Genomic DNA, 13,957 nt, shown 5'->3' with positions numbered 1-13,957 from the left:
TACAGGAAAATTAAATGAAAGTAGGTTTAGTATTATATTTATAATATAGATAACCTGATATGACTAATAAAATACCTTTTTTAGTACTGTTATTAATTTCAATAACTGCTTTTTCTCAAACCAAAAAAATTAAGGCCTTGGTAGGAGGTACCCTTATTGATGGTTATGGGGCCGAGCCAATAGATAATAGTGTTATACTTGTTGAAGGAGAGAAGATCAAAGCCGTAGGGACAATTACTACCCTTGAGATTCCAGATCATGCAGAAATAATATCTACAGAGGGTATGACTGTGCTCCCAGGATTATGGGACATGCATGTACATACCATGATTAATGGACACGCTGACTATGCCTATTGGGATAAAACATATCCACCTTTATTAAAAGATGTAATAATGCCTTCATCGGCTGAACAATTATTAATGGCTGGTGTTACTAGTGCTCGGGATTTAGGAGCACCTCTAGAAGAAAGTATAGCTGTTAGAGATGCTATAAACAATGGTGATATTCCAGGCGCTACATTATACGTGTCAGGTCCTTTTATTCAAAAGAAGCCTTATCCTGGAACTGAAGATTTTAGATGGGGAGTTAATGGTCCCGAAGATGCTCGTAAGAAGATTAAAAAATTAGTAAGTGCAGGTGTAGATGTAGTCAAACTTATTGATCAAGATAAAATGTCTATGGAGGAATTATCCGCGATTGTTGATGAGGCGCATAAGAATGAGTTAAAGGTTGTGGCACATGGTCATAGGCCTGACGAAATACGTAGAGGACTTATGGTCGGTGCTGATTGCTTTGAACACACTGGCTTGTCCTCTGCACCCAGATATCCTGATGATATTATGGGTATGATTAGAGAAAGAACTGCCGACATGAGTTCTGGCCCTTTATATTGGTGTCCAACCGTAGAAGGTTTATATAATTATGAATATACTAGGGATAATCCTGAAGTATTGGATAATGATTCATGGCATAGGGGTCTACCAGATTCTGTAGTGACCGACATAAAAAACAGTATAAAGCATCCAGACCGACTTCCATATTTTCAATTAACACCGGTTAGGAAACCTACACTCAAAACTAAAATTCAACAATTACTTGATGCCGGGGTCGTACTTATGATAGGAACGGATAGTGGTATTCCTATGAAATTTCATAGCCAATCTACTTGGAATGAGTTGGATGTTTGGGTGAATGAGTTTGGTATTGACCCTATGTACGCCATAAGAGCGGCTACTTATTGGCCTTCTTTATGGATGGGTGTTTCAGACGAAGTGGGAACAGTGACCCCAGGAAAATATGCGGATATTATTGCTGTTAAAGGCGATGTTTTAAGATATATTAGTCTATTGCAAGATGTGGATATAGTTATTAAACATGGCAAACAGTATAAGTAATGCAAGCTCATGTTTGCTGAGTAATGATAATAATCGCATCAATTTAAATGACAAATAAAACTGCGGATCAAAAAGAAGAAAGGCTTAATACAGTTTCACATCTGGTAGGCGCTTTGTTTGGCGTTTTTGGCTTTTATTTTTTACTAATTAGGAATTCTCACAAAACCGACTATGCAACTTTTAGTATTATAGTGTATAGTTTCACTTTTATACTCATGTTCATTGCTTCCTCTCTTTATCATCATGTTTCTTTTGCTCGTTTTAGGAACAAACTAAGAATTCTAGATCATATCTGCATATATCTTTTAATAGCAGGCACTTATACTCCTGTTGCTTTGATTACCTTGATTAACGGAAATGGTTGGGATATTTTTATTTACGTTTGGTTCATTGCGGCTATTGGCGCCCTACTTAAATTATTCTTTACAGGAAAATATGAGTTTGTTTCATTACTTCTATATTTAGTTATGGGTTGGTTGATTGTTTTGGACTTTCAAAACCTTTTGGATCATACCCAAAAATTTGGCAGGAATCTATTATTTATGGGAGGTGGATTCTATACTGCTGGAATTTTTTTTTACGCTATAGAAAAGATACCTTACAATCATTTCATATGGCACTTATTTGTCCTTGCCGGTGCTTTAAGTCACTGGCTTTTTATATTTTTAGATGTCATATAAAGCGACTACATTTAGGTTGAGTATTATTTAGGTTTATTTATAGGACTATCATCACACTTTAAGTCCCCGGACACATATTGCATGCCATCTAATAGAAATTCTAAAAATTGTGGATTAGAATAGCTTTGTGGGTTATGGGACGGAGCACAGTAAAAAACACGCCCCTTACCATATTTCTTAATCCAAGAAATGTAGCTTATGTCATCCTTGCTATCCTCCTTAATACCCTTAATTTTATTGAGACTCATGGATAGTAAGGGTCTAAAGTTAAAATCTCTGTAGGCATTATTAAAAATATACGGTTCATCTACGTGTTCAAAACCTTCACCCTTAAATGCGCTGACCATTGGATGTTCCGGGTTCACTAATTCAACTTTTATCATTTGTTGTTTAGGATGATAATCAAAGCTACCACCAACTAACTTGCTGAAATCTCTAGATTTGTTCAACATCGTTACAACACCATGTAAAACCATGAGACCGCCACCATTATTAACATACTCCAATAAATTATTTTCTAATTGTCCCGCCTTTTTATTTTTTTCCTCTGGAGTTAAGTTTTTGTTCATATCAAGAATATCTAAGAAAATATTTCTTCTTGGACGAATAGAGCAGTTATTATTTAAAATTATGGCGTCATATTCATTAAGTTGCTCCTTGGTAAATTCGTTTATGTATTTTGAAGAAACGACGTTAAAGGCACCTGATTTGTTAGCTAATTTCATAATTACAGCCTCCGTGTGAGGTATGGTCCAGTGCTTAAACCCAGTGTGCAGTGAGAAAACGAGAATGTTTCTTTTCTTTTTAACTATGGTAGTTGGTTTTGACGGGGCTATTTCCTGAATATGTGTTAACCATTCGTCTGAAATTTCAAAAGGTTCTAGATTTTGACTATTGAGGTAATTACCGATAACTATTGTTATGATAACTAGCAGATATTTATTCATTTGCTTAGGTCTATCTCTAAAGATACTAAATATCAGAATTACCTTATAATATCCTCATATGTAAGAAAGAAGTCTTCAAAACATAGCATAGTGCCGTGTAGAAAGACCATGGTTTCCTGCCATGTGTTCTTATTATGAATGGAAACATCATGTTTTTCAACATAGATGCGAGAGATTTCTTTTTGGTTCTCTAAATGATAATAGTCTTTGAAGACAGCATTGGGGAGATAGTCGGCCAATAGTAAGTTTTTTAATGAACTCAGCTTTTCCCATGTTTCAATTCTTTGTTCCAAATCACCAACTACATCAAGGGAGACCATAGCTTGTTTTAAATCGAAATGAAATTTAAAAACAAGACCTTTCTTCCCTGTTTTATATAGAATCCATTTTCTAGGATAGGATTTTCCAAAAGCTATCCAAAACGCTTCCCTTAATTTTCTGGACTCTTCTTTACTAAACATTCATAAAAAATATGCAATGATTATCCCCAGGATAATAACCATCAATTTTCTAAGGTTAAATTTATGTCCTTCAGAGCTTTCAAATAATATTACCGTAGAGATATGAAAAAATATGCCGATGACCATAGCATTTAAATAAACGCTATAGTCTTTTATCAATGCTATGTTATCTGCTAAAAATGTTCCCAAGGGAGTCATAAAGGCAAAAACTACTATGAATAAACCAGCATAAAAGGTCTTAAGTTTAGAGCCCAACAGGAATACACTAAGTATAAGAGCTATAGGTATTTTATGAATTAAAATACCATATATTATAGTTTCATTGGTCAATACAGGAACTCCTTCTAAAAGCGAATGCAGCGAAAGACTTATGAACAAGAGCCACGGGAATACTTCACTCTTACTTGACAAATGAACATGGCCATGCTCTGCACCCTTAGAAAAGAATTCTAAGAAAATCTGCAATAAGATACCTAGCATTATATATACCCCAATGGTTTTTGTATCTGAACCTTCATAAACTTCTGGGAGTAGCTCGAAAATGGTAAGTGCTAGTAGAAATGTACCGCTAAACGCAAGCAACAGCTTAAAATGCTCTTTATTCTTAGGCTTTAGGATTAAGACTAAAATAAAACTAAGAATAACTCCAAGTACTGGTAATAGATATATCATTTAAGGTAGTAAGTGGTAAGGAAAGGAATTAATCTTTCTCCTTTTCGGCATCAAAATTAACGTATTTTTGTGGTAGGTTAAAAATAGCTGATGGGTAATAATTTTAGAATGGTGGCCAAGACCCTTTTCGGGTTTGAAGAAATACTAGCAAAAGAACTACGTAATCTTGGAGCGGGGAACGTGAAAGAGGGGGTGCGAAATGTTGCTTTTGATGGTGATACAGGTTTTATGTACAAAGCCAATCTTTGTCTGCGTACGGCCATTAAAATAATTAAACCTATAAAATCCTTTCAAGTGAATAATGAGAAGGATTTATATCGGAAAATCTACCAAATGGATTGGTCGGAACACCTTTCTATCGATGATACTTTCGCTATAGATTCTACCGTGAATTCGGAAGCTTTTACACACTCTTTATATGTGTCCCAGAAAACTAAAGATGCTATTGTAGATAAATTTAGGGATACCGAAGGGAAAAGACCAGATGTTGATGTAAAACATCCTGATCTGCGTATAAACATGCATATTCATAATAATACCTGTAATGTTTCTTTAGATAGTTCAGGTAGTTCTTTACATCACAGAGGTTATCGTATCTCTACTAATATTGCTCCTATTAATGAAGTGTTAGCTTCGGGTTTATTACTACTAAGTGGATGGGATGGCCAGTGCGATTTTTTAGATCCCATGTGCGGTAGTGGAACAATGCTTACGGAAGCCGCTATGATCGCCTGTAACATTCCGGCTAACATCAATAGAAAAGGTTTCGCTTTTGAAAAGTGGCCCGATTTTGACGAAGAACTTTTTGAAAAGATTATAAATTCTAGTTTAAAGAAGACTAGGGAATTTCATCATAAAATCACAGGTTATGATAAAGCACCATCGGCTATAAGAAAAGCACAGGAAAATATTGAAAGTGCTAATTTGGAAGATTATATTACACTCAAAAGGGCTAATTTTTTTAAGACAGATAAGGAAAACGAGGGTCAATTACATATGTGTTTTAATCCACCTTATGGGGAGCGGTTAGACCGTTCTGATTTAGATTCGGATTTTGATGTTGAAGCTTTTTACTCGGATATTGGAGATACTTTAAAACAAGGATATCCCGGTACTAACGCTTGGTTTATTACCTCTAATTTGCAGGCTTTGAAGTTTGTGGGTTTACGTCCTTCAAGAAAGATAAAAGTGTTCAATAGCCATTTAGAATCACGATTGGTACAGTATGTCATGTACGAGGGTAGTAAAAAAGCGAAATACAACAAACAGGATTAACGTATGACTTTAAAAAACAAGGCACTCTTATTTAATTTCATCGGATTTGCTGTCCTATTTCTTATTACTAGGTTTGGTCTTTCCTGTTTTTTTGAACTCAATAGATTGTTACTTGCATTACTCTCGGCTATTATTGCGACCGTGTTAGCACCAAAATTCGCAATAGTAAATACAGCCGGTCCACGTTTAGTCATGAAGTGGATATTTCTAAAGGGCATTAAGGAAATGTAGTTTATTCTTCTTGTTTTTCTAGTTCCTCAATCTTTTTCTTCGTCTTGTTTTTCTTTTTGTACAGGGGCAGAAAATAGGATAGGGAATAATTATAGCCTACACCAAATTTACTATCCCAGGTAACCTTATTGAAACCGGGTACCCATAAAATGGGAAATCTCCCATCTTGAGCATCCGTGAAAAGAAAACCTAAGCGAATGCTTGCTCCTAAAAAAATATTGGAAAACAATTCTATTTTGGTGCCGAAAAGTGCTTCTATCCAAGCTGCGTTTCGTCCGTTAAACTCCTCTGGTACATCTGAACCGGGGGCAAAACCTTCGGGATTCCAATAACGGTTAGAATCAAATAGTTGATAATTGTTCAAGGTATTGTTAAAGGTGCTAAAAGCAAGTCTAGCTCCCATAAATAGAGAATTTTGCTCGCCGTACCAGTTTGCATAGGTATTATTGTCTACCCCGACTTTTATGTAGCTACCGGATGTCGTAAAGTTATAGAGATCTTCCTGTCTTGTTCTTTCTTCATTACCTAGCTCGGCCGCCACATATAGGTTTTGCGTAATCCTATAATCCGCTACTATTTCAAAACCGGAGTAATTATCATCTAAACTTGTTAAAATTAACCTGCTTAAATCAATGCCAGCCCTAAGCCCGTAGGACTGTTTGTATTCTACAGTATCCTTTGGCATGGTGTCAATAGGTTTGCTTTGGCCAAAAACCAGTACAAGATTCAAAAACAGAAAAATATTAATGAAAAATTTTGACATGAGTAGAGTCTGCGTTAATAATCCGTGTCTGTGTAATTTCTATATCTTGTATCCAATTATCCGTATCTGTTTGTAGTTCTGCGCTTAAATTATCGTAATTGATAACAAAACCACACGCCCGGGATTTAAAATCTTCCAATCTGGAATAAGAAAAATTAACCGTATCAACATTTCCCGTTTCGGCGCCATTGTCATCAGAGGCAGAGTTTGATATGAGCAGGAAACTAGTAATATCCTCAGCAGTTTTTAACGGAATGGTTATCGTATTTAAGTTAGACCTGTCAGCAACGGTATTGACCGTTAGTGTTTGTCCTTCTCCCACAACTCTTAAAGCTGTAACATTCTTTAGCGCATCAGGATTGGTAATATTAAAAAATTCAACTACCATTAAAGGCGTGTCTCCTTCAACGCATATATCGTCCTTTTGGCAGGAAGCTACAGCTATGAAGCAAAGTAGCACTAGAAGCCCTCTTCGAATATTATTCATGCTATTTTTTCTTTTCTAAAAGTACAACATTTTCTACGTGATGGGTCTGTGGAAACATATCTACAGGTTGCACTTCGATTACGTCATAAACCTCTTTCATCAGCGCTAAATCCCTAGCTTGGGTGGCAGAATTACAACTTACATAAACTATTCTATTCGGAGAAATCGCTAGTATTTGTTGTACTACGTCTTTGTGCATACCATCGCGTGGCGGGTCTGTAATAACTAGGTCTGGAGTGCCATTTTCTGATATGAATGCTTCATTAAAAACATTTTTCATGTCACCCACAAAGAAATCTACATTAGTAATGTTATTTCGTTTAGCATTTTCCTTTGCATCCAAAATGGCCTCAGGAACGGATTCTATCCCGACTACTTTTTTTGCTTTTTTAGAAATAAACTGGGCTATGGTTCCTGTTCCTGTGTATAGGTCATAAACCAGCTCATCACCCTTTAAATCTGCAAAATCCCGGGTAATCTTATAGAGTTCGTAAGCCTGTTCAGAGTTAGTCTGGTAGAAAGATTTTGCATTAATTTTAAACTGCAAACCTTCCATTTCTTCAAAAATATGATCCCTTCCACTATAACAAATAATATCTTGGTCGTAGATGGTATCGTTTTGCTTTTGATTTATTACATAAAGCAATGCGGTTATCTCTGGAAAGGTTTGTGCAAGATGGTCTAAAAGTAGCTTTCTTTTAACCTGGTCATCTTCATAAAACTGAATTAATACCATTATCTCTCCGGTAGAGGAAGTACGTATCATCAATGTACGCAACATGCCATGTTGATTTCTGGGATTAAAAAACGTTAATCCGTTCTTTTGGGCAAAATCCTTTGTTTCTAATCTAATGGCATTTGATGGATCTTCTTGTAAATGACATTTTTCAATGTCTAGAATTTTGTCCCACATGCCAGGAATATGGAAACCAAGGGCATTTTTATCTTCAAAAATAGTATCGGACTGCAGCTCCTCAAGAGTTAGCCACCTGCTGTCGGAAAAAGAAAATTCCATTTTGTTGCGATAGAAGTATTTTTTTTTGGACCCTTTAATTGGAGTAATTTCTGGGAGTTCTAGGTGACCTATTCTTTTTAAGTTGTTCTCTACCTCTTTTTGCTTGTAGAAAAGTTGGTGCTCATAGCCCATATTTTGCCATTTGCACCCACCGCAGACACCAAAATGTTTACATACTGGTTGTACCCTTTTGGCTGATTTAGTATGAAATGTAGTAGCTGTACCTTCGAAATATGCTTTTCGTTTTTTGGTTGTTTGCACATCAACAATATCACCAGGAACCGCATTGGTCAAGAAAATTACACGCCCGTCCGGAGCTTTACCTATCGTTTTTCCTTTGGCACCCGCATCGAGTACTTCTACATGTTCAAAAACCTGACGTCTTTTCTTTTTCCGCATTGAACAAAAATAAAAGGTTTCTTTGGATTGGTAATGCAGTTATGCATAGTATTAACAACCTTTTTAAACAGTTGACCGACTTACTTTAATTAATAGGCTTTAATTTGTAATTTAGCAGCTCTACTAAGGATGATTTCTCTCCTACGCTGAATTTTCGATACTTCGAAAGGAAAAAGGTACAGAAGGAATGGTTATTTTATTTTAATTTAAATTTTATTAAAATGGCTGTTTTAGAACAATTAACATCACAGCAAGCAATTGAATTGGAGCAAAAACACGGTGCCCACAATTACCACCCATTACCTGTAGTTTTAAGTAGAGGGGAAGGTGTGCATGTTTGGGACGTAGAAGGCAAAAAGTACTATGATTTTCTTTCGGCCTATTCAGCGGTAAACCAAGGACACTGTCACCCTAAAATAGTTGGGGCTATGACAACACAGGCAGAAACACTTTCATTAACCTCTAGGGCATTTTATAATGATATGTTGGGTGCGTACGAGAAGTATGCTACTGAGACATTTCATTTTGATAAGCTTTTACCTATGAATACCGGTGCCGAAGCTGTAGAAACTGCATTGAAGATATGCCGAAAATGGGCTTATGAAAAGAAAGGTATCGAGGAAAACAATGCGCAAATCATTGTTTGCGAAAATAATTTTCACGGACGTACCACCACCATCATTTCTTTTTCTAATGACCCTGTTGCACGTAAAAACTTTGGACCTTATACGGACGGATTTATAAAGATTACATATGACAATCTCACTGCTCTGGAAGAGACTTTAAAAAATAATCCGAACGTCGCGGGATTTTTGGTAGAACCCATACAGGGCGAAGCGGGAGTTTATGTTCCTTCAGCAGGTTATTTAAGTGACGCCAAGGCCTTGTGTGAAAAATATAATGTTCTCTTTATAGCTGATGAAGTACAGACAGGGATTGCAAGAACAGGTCGTTTGTTGGCTACATGTGGTAATTGTTCCTGTAGCGATAAACATTGTAGCGGCACTCCAGAGGTAAAACCTGATATTTTAATCCTTGGAAAAGCTTTGTCAGGTGGTGCCTATCCTGTTTCTGCGGTGTTGGCCAATGATCCGGTTATGGAAGTTATACGTCCTGGGAACCATGGAAGTACTTTTGGTGGTAATCCTATTGCCGCTGCGGTTGGTATGGCCGCATTAGCTGTAGTTAAGGAAGAAGCGCTTGCTCAGAACGCTTTTGATTTAGGCGAACTATTCCGTGCAGAATTGAATAAATTTATTCCTACCTGTGATTTAGTGCTAAGTGTTCGTGGTAAGGGACTTTTAAACGCTATCTTAATTAATGATACAGAACAGAGTTCTACAGCATGGGATATTTGTATGGCTTTGAAAGAGAATGGTTTGCTAGCCAAGCCAACACATGGGAATATTATCCGTTTTGCACCTCCTTTGGTAATGACAAAAGACCAATTATTGGACTGTGTTTCCATTATCAAAAAGACATTGGAAGAATTTAAATAAATTTTAATCGCAAACCTCGGGATAGTATACCCTTTTGCGGTGCCAATAAAAAAAATCCCGTCTCAAGAACTGAGACGGGATTTTTTCATATAGAATCATACTTTATTGAAAACCTCCTTCAGAAGCTGCGGAATATATGATGGCACCTATAGCGCCAAAATAAATAATGCCGAAAATTAGATATACCACAGCAATACCTAAACCAATATAAGACAATATTCTTCCAGTCTTTACATTGTCATAACCCGTATAGGATTCGCTATCCAATTGATATAATTGTTCGGCTTTTTTGGCACTACTTAATCCTATAAAGCTGAAAATAGCTCCGAAAGGACCGCAGCAAAAAATAGTAAGTACAATGGAAAGGATACCAAATGTTAAGGCATTACTAGCTCCAGGTAAGGGTTGATTCATAACTTATATATTATTCAATACCTAATTGTTCTAGCATTTCTTGATTTTGCTCCATGTAAGCTTCCCATCCTCCAATGGCGAAAATTGAATATGCACTCCAAATTAATGTTAGTACGCCAAGGACAAGACCAATAATGGCAATTATTTTGACAGTTTTCAAAGTGCTAAAATTAGAGTAATCTTCTGGGTTTTCACTATACAATTTTGTGTCTTTGCTTACAAGGAATAATGCAATTCCAGAAAGTAATATACCACCTATACCAGCACTAAAGCAGCAGCATATAAATGAAAGTATACTTAGTACCATGGCAATGGTAACGTTGGGTAATTTTTGTTGTTCCATAAATTAAAAGGTTTAGTTAAATGAATTTTAATATATAATTAATAAGTACGGCACCTACGGTGGTGAACATAAGCACGCGTAAAATGGTATTTGAATGTTTAATAGTAAAAAACCTATCCAAAGCTATAAAGCTAAATAATAAAAGCATGGGGTATATTGCGGGATACATTTCAAAAGCCGCACTAAATTCTCCACGAACCAAATGTAGTAATGACCTTTGTATTCCGCATCCAGGACAATCAAAACCAAATAATTTCTTGGTAAAGCAGGGTAACATATAGTTTTCGATACCTAGAAAAAAAATAAAAGCGAAATACCTCATTTGGTTGTTCTAAAACGTAAGCGGAAAAATACCATTATTTTTGTGGAATTAAAATAAAATAATGGCAGATTTTCAAATAGGAGATAGGGTAGAGGCCATAGACGATGTTATAAAAGGTTTTATTACTCAAATACACGATGATACCATCACAATTGCCACTGATGACGGGTTTCCGTTAAGCTTTGAAAAGAAAGAGTTGGTTAAAATAGCTGACGAGATAAGGGTAAGCAATTATGAGGTAGCGCAAATTAAGAAAGAGAAAGAAGTTCCTAAAAAGAAAAGAGGGTCTGTACCAAAGCCAAAAGAAAGAAACTTACCAAAAATGGAAGTGGACCTTCATATTAACCAATTGGTGAAAAATCCAAAAAAAATGAGCAATTATGAAATGTTGAACTTGCAGATGGATACGGCCAAAAGACAACTAAACTTTGCAATAGCCAAACGCATTCAAAAAGTAGTTTTCATTCACGGTGTTGGTGCCGGGGTGTTAAAAGAAGAGTTGTATTTTTTATTTAGAAAGTACGATAATATAAAATATTATGATGCGGATTACCAAAAATATGGGCTAGGTGCCACGGAGATATATATTTATCAGAATGCTTAGAAACCTGACTTAAAGCGATGTGGTTACGGTACCAAATTCGTTAATCGACAGATTTGTTATTCTACTCCCGTTTTCCGCTACAAACGAAATACCGCTTAGCCTTATGGTATGTACAAAAGTATCTCCTTCACCTGCTACCGTGGTAATGAAAATTTGGCCATCTTGAGCCGCTATTTCTTCTATTACAGTTGGTGTAAGTGCAGGTACTGCGTCACAGAAGTAATCAGCACTAACATTGTCCGAAAAAATGCGGTAGGTAATACGGGTTGCGGACGGAACCTCGCTTACAATTTCTGTAGTCGTTGCTTCATTTTTAAGCAGATTACTCGGTAATTCCATGATTAATGCTTCGTCACCGTTAATTTTAAAAAGTAAATTTTCAGAGCTTATCACAACGGTTTCGCAAAACTGAACGGTATCAATACTGTCAAAATCAACCGTTTCTATTTGAAGGTCACCGTCATTACAGGAAAATTGACATAAGGTAAGTGCAAAAAGCAGGTATTTCTTCATTTTTCAAATTTAAATGAAATATTATATATGCCTCTGTCCATAGTCCTTCATTTAAGTGTAAATTAACTTAATTTGGACTATTTTTGAGGATTATTTATTTCAGAATAGCTTAAAATGAAGAATGTTTACTTAGACAATGCAGCTACAACACGGGTCCGTGAAGAAGTAATTGAAAAAATGCAGGATGCACTGGTAAATAGTTATGGAAACCCTTCTAGTACCCATAGCTATGGAAGAACCGCCAAAACAGCAATTGAAAGTGCACGAAAGACAATTGCTAAGTATTTGAATGCACAGCCATCTGAGATAATTTTCACTTCTGGGGGTACGGAGGCTGATAATATGATTCTAAGATGTGCCGTTGCGGATTTGGATGTAAAAACTATTATTACCACTAAGATTGAGCATCATGCTGTATTGCATACGGTGGAAGAATTGGCGCATAAAGGTCTTATTAACTTATTTTTCGTTGATCTGGATGAATTTGGTAATCCAGATATGGGCCACCTTGAAACCTTACTTAAAAAGGATGATTCGAAAAAATTGGTGAGTCTAATGCATGTAAATAATGAGATTGGAAATAAGATAGATATTGCAGCAATTACTAAATTGGTTAAAGCTAACAATGGATTAATTCATTCAGATACGGTACAATCAATTGGTCACTATTCATGGGATGTAAAGGATATTGAAATTGATTTTATGGCTGCCGCAGCACATAAATTTCATGGCCCAAAGGGTATCGGTTTTGCCTTTATAAGAAAAAATTCTGGCCTTGGCTGTATGATCTCTGGTGGTTCTCAAGAGCGTGGTTACAGAGCGGGAACTGAATCCTTTCATAATATAGTTGGGCTAGAGGAGGCCTTTATAAGGGCTTATGATAGTTTGGAAGAGGAACAACATTATGTAGAAGACCTTAAGCGTTATTTTATCGCAACCATTGAAAATGAAATTCCCGAGGTGAAGTTCAATGGGCATTCTGGAGATTTGGATAAAAGTACCTATACATTGGTGAATACATGTTTACCTATTAGCTCGGAAAAGGCATTGATGTTACTTTTTCATTTGGATATGAAGGGTATCGCTTGTTCTAAAGGTAGTGCCTGCCAATCTGGAAGTGATAAAGGTTCTCATGTACTTTCAGAAATTCTCTCGGACGAGGATTTAAAAAAACCCTCGCTACGCTTCTCATTCTCAAAATACAATACTAAAGAAGATATCGATTATACAGTGAGTGTGTTAAAGGAGTTTACGCTACATTAGCATTAGCTTAGTTCTTGTTTTTCCTATCTTTTTTACGCTCTCTTTCGTAAGGGAATTTTCTGATGGCTAGTTTCATCATCCTATCAATGAGGTCGGTAGTGTTTTTACCGGTTTTCTTATTGATTTGTTTCTCATATTTCCAAAGTAACTTACCGGTATCGCCATCACTTATTTTTACACCGATACGCCCATAATTAGCCCCCCCAGAAAAATAATCGGTAAAGCTAAACTCGGTTGGAACTCCTTTTGACAGTAATACATTGAGGTCCAAAGTTCCACTTATGATAGCATCGACCCCCAAAATCTCACTTAACTGTTTAATTGTATAGACGTCTATATTTTGATAGTTTATACCATTCTGGCTCAAAATGGCTTTGGTGTTTTTCGTGTTTTGAAATTCAACCGGTAGTTTTTTCTTTTTCTTTCGTTTAGAAAAATAGGTTTCAAATGCATTTTGAACGGCATAGCCTTCTTTTTCCTTTAAAATACCCAGCTCCTCCTTTGAAACTTGGTCCTTTAGGTCTAGGTTGGTTAAAAAGGGCAAAATGGCCAAAACTTGGTGGTCATCGCTTAATTCATCAAACCGAGCACTTTCATAGATATTCTTCTGCGCGCTTAGGTTTATTGTAGTTGCGAGAAGTATTAAAATTAAAATTCTAGGCATTTTGTTTG

The 13,957-nt window shown here is 36.2% G+C and carries 17 protein-coding genes; 6 read left to right on the top strand and 11 right to left on the bottom strand.

Annotated elements, in window-relative coordinates; all coding sequences use genetic code 11:
• The first annotated feature begins 59 nt into the window (after nucleotides 1-59).
• Nucleotides 60-1,397: an amidohydrolase family protein gene (locus SJY09_RS07220; protein ID WP_396638287.1), complete on the top strand. Its 1,338-nt coding sequence runs from the start codon at nucleotides 60-62 to the stop codon at nucleotides 1,395-1,397.
• Between the two features lie 47 nt (nucleotides 1,398-1,444).
• Nucleotides 1,445-2,077 carry a hemolysin III family protein gene (locus SJY09_RS07215; RefSeq protein WP_396638286.1) on the top strand — a complete coding sequence of 211 codons (633 nt, stop codon included), beginning with the start codon at nucleotides 1,445-1,447 and terminating at the stop codon, nucleotides 2,075-2,077.
• Between the two features lie 23 nt (nucleotides 2,078-2,100).
• On the opposite strand, the gene SJY09_RS07210 is transcribed toward SJY09_RS07215, so the two are convergent.
• From SJY09_RS07210 to SJY09_RS07200, 3 genes are read right to left on the bottom strand one after another with little or no spacing between them, the layout of a single operon-like run.
• The gene (locus SJY09_RS07210) at nucleotides 2,101-3,024 is read right to left on the bottom strand and encodes a ThuA domain-containing protein (protein WP_396638285.1); all 924 of its coding nucleotides are present in this window, start codon (nucleotides 3,022-3,024) and stop codon (nucleotides 2,101-2,103) included.
• A gap of 38 nt (nucleotides 3,025-3,062) precedes the next feature.
• Nucleotides 3,063-3,485, bottom strand: coding sequence for a DUF4268 domain-containing protein (locus SJY09_RS07205; protein ID WP_396638284.1), 423 nt, complete (start codon nucleotides 3,483-3,485; stop codon nucleotides 3,063-3,065).
• Nucleotides 3,486-4,157, bottom strand: a complete 672-nt coding sequence (locus tag SJY09_RS07200; protein WP_396638283.1) for a ZIP family metal transporter — start codon at nucleotides 4,155-4,157, stop codon at nucleotides 3,486-3,488.
• A 90-nt stretch (nucleotides 4,158-4,247) separates the two neighbouring features.
• Here SJY09_RS07200 and SJY09_RS07195 point away from each other — a divergent pair, with 90 nt between their 5' ends.
• Complete coding sequence (locus SJY09_RS07195; RefSeq protein WP_396638282.1) at nucleotides 4,248-5,432, top strand: class I SAM-dependent RNA methyltransferase; 1,185 nt, start codon at nucleotides 4,248-4,250, stop codon at nucleotides 5,430-5,432.
• Nucleotides 5,433-5,664: 232 nt separating this feature from the next.
• Here SJY09_RS07195 and SJY09_RS07190 read toward each other — a convergent pair whose 3' ends face one another.
• The 3 genes from SJY09_RS07190 to rlmD are packed head-to-tail and all read right to left on the bottom strand — an operon-like array spanning nucleotide 5,665 to nucleotide 8,327.
• Entirely contained in the window at nucleotides 5,665-6,426 is a 762-nt protein-coding gene (locus tag SJY09_RS07190; RefSeq protein WP_396638281.1) for a DUF6048 family protein, read from the bottom strand.
• The gene (locus SJY09_RS07185; protein WP_396638280.1) at nucleotides 6,407-6,913 is read right to left on the bottom strand and encodes a DUF6452 family protein; all 507 of its coding nucleotides are present in this window, start codon (nucleotides 6,911-6,913) and stop codon (nucleotides 6,407-6,409) included. Before SJY09_RS07185 ends, SJY09_RS07190 begins: the two co-directional genes overlap by 20 nt.
• A 1-nt stretch (nucleotide 6,914) precedes the next feature.
• On the bottom strand, nucleotides 6,915-8,327 hold the full coding sequence (gene rlmD / locus SJY09_RS07180; protein WP_396638279.1) for a 23S rRNA (uracil(1939)-C(5))-methyltransferase RlmD: 1,413 nt from the start codon (nucleotides 8,325-8,327) through the stop codon (nucleotides 6,915-6,917).
• A 221-nt stretch (nucleotides 8,328-8,548) separates the two neighbouring features.
• Between rlmD and rocD the strand changes: the two genes are divergently transcribed.
• Entirely contained in the window at nucleotides 8,549-9,826 is a 1,278-nt protein-coding gene (gene rocD / locus SJY09_RS07175; RefSeq protein ID WP_396638278.1) for an ornithine--oxo-acid transaminase, read from the top strand.
• A 102-nt stretch (nucleotides 9,827-9,928) separates the two neighbouring features.
• Here rocD and SJY09_RS07170 read toward each other — a convergent pair whose 3' ends face one another.
• The 3 genes from SJY09_RS07170 to SJY09_RS07160 are packed head-to-tail and all read right to left on the bottom strand — an operon-like array spanning nucleotide 9,929 to nucleotide 10,860.
• Nucleotides 9,929-10,240 (bottom strand): CCC motif membrane protein, encoded by a 312-nt coding sequence (locus tag SJY09_RS07170; protein WP_396638277.1) that lies wholly within the window; start codon nucleotides 10,238-10,240, stop codon nucleotides 9,929-9,931.
• A 10-nt stretch (nucleotides 10,241-10,250) separates the two neighbouring features.
• Complete coding sequence (locus tag SJY09_RS07165; RefSeq protein WP_396638276.1) at nucleotides 10,251-10,583, bottom strand: CCC motif membrane protein; 333 nt, start codon at nucleotides 10,581-10,583, stop codon at nucleotides 10,251-10,253.
• 16 nt (nucleotides 10,584-10,599) lie between these two features.
• Nucleotides 10,600-10,860, bottom strand: a complete 261-nt coding sequence (locus SJY09_RS07160) for a DUF2752 domain-containing protein (protein ID WP_396638610.1) — start codon at nucleotides 10,858-10,860, stop codon at nucleotides 10,600-10,602.
• Nucleotides 10,861-10,966: 106 nt separating this feature from the next.
• On the opposite strand from SJY09_RS07160, the gene SJY09_RS07155 reads away from it, so the two are divergent.
• Complete coding sequence (locus SJY09_RS07155; protein ID WP_396638275.1) at nucleotides 10,967-11,509, top strand: Smr/MutS family protein; 543 nt, start codon at nucleotides 10,967-10,969, stop codon at nucleotides 11,507-11,509.
• A 9-nt stretch (nucleotides 11,510-11,518) separates the two neighbouring features.
• Here SJY09_RS07155 and SJY09_RS07150 read toward each other — a convergent pair whose 3' ends face one another.
• Nucleotides 11,519-12,022 (bottom strand): hypothetical protein, encoded by a 504-nt coding sequence (locus tag SJY09_RS07150; protein ID WP_396638274.1) that lies wholly within the window; start codon nucleotides 12,020-12,022, stop codon nucleotides 11,519-11,521.
• Nucleotides 12,023-12,136: 114 nt separating this feature from the next.
• Here SJY09_RS07150 and SJY09_RS07145 point away from each other — a divergent pair, with 114 nt between their 5' ends.
• The gene (locus SJY09_RS07145; protein WP_396638273.1) at nucleotides 12,137-13,285 is read left to right on the top strand and encodes a cysteine desulfurase family protein; all 1,149 of its coding nucleotides are present in this window, start codon (nucleotides 12,137-12,139) and stop codon (nucleotides 13,283-13,285) included.
• Between the two features lie 7 nt (nucleotides 13,286-13,292).
• Here the strand turns inward: SJY09_RS07145 and SJY09_RS07140 are convergent, their stop codons facing one another.
• Nucleotides 13,293-13,949 (bottom strand): hypothetical protein, encoded by a 657-nt coding sequence (locus tag SJY09_RS07140; RefSeq protein WP_396638272.1) that lies wholly within the window; start codon nucleotides 13,947-13,949, stop codon nucleotides 13,293-13,295.
• Nucleotides 13,950-13,957 lie beyond the last annotated feature (8 nt).

Source organism: Maribacter sp. R77961, assembly GCF_044594925.1.
Lineage (GTDB): Bacteria > Bacteroidota > Bacteroidia > Flavobacteriales > Flavobacteriaceae > Maribacter.
The sequence above is the reverse complement of the archived record's forward strand: the minus strand, read 5'-3'. Positions and strand labels throughout refer to the sequence as shown.